The organism is Polaromonas sp. P1_G2 (assembly GCF_056405515.1).
The window spans coordinates 1-457 of the sequence record NZ_JBFUBY010001113.1 but is presented as its reverse complement, the minus strand read 5'-3'; the positions used below and the strand labels follow the sequence as shown (position 1 = coordinate 457).

General features: G+C 65.4%; 1 pseudogene. It reads left to right on the top strand.

The window, feature by feature from the left end:
* Positions 1-62: 62 nt before the first annotated feature.
* Positions 63-457 (top strand): annotated as a pseudogene (locus AC1D0P_RS29315) (hypothetical protein); the annotation flags it as partial.

The following is a 457-nucleotide window of genomic DNA, read 5'->3' as shown; positions in this document are numbered from 1 at the left end:
ATCTCGGTGGGGCCGTGCCGCCCGTGCTCGCGACATTGGCGTCAGCGGCCGAGGCCCGCAGGGTGACCGTCGGCAATCTGATCATCCGGGCTGCCGGCTGTGCCGTGGTCTTGCCGCTTGCCGGCCTGCTTGCCGGCAGACTGCCGTTGCTGCCGCTTTCGCCTTCGACCTGGGCGGTTGATATCCATCTGGCGTTCAACATCGCGGTGGCGCTCGTTGCCTGGCCGCTGACGCCGCTGGTCGCCCGACTGACAGCGCGGCTTATCAAGGCGGAGCCGCAGGCCGATGACGGGCCGAAATATCTCGACCAGCAGCAGCTTGCGACGCCGGTCGTGGCGCTGACCAATGCCACGCGCGAGGTGCTGCGCGTTGGAGATACCGTCGAAAAGATGCTTCTTTCCTCGAAAGAGGCATTCGCCCTGAACAACCGGTTTCGTCTGGGTGACATTGGCGTCAG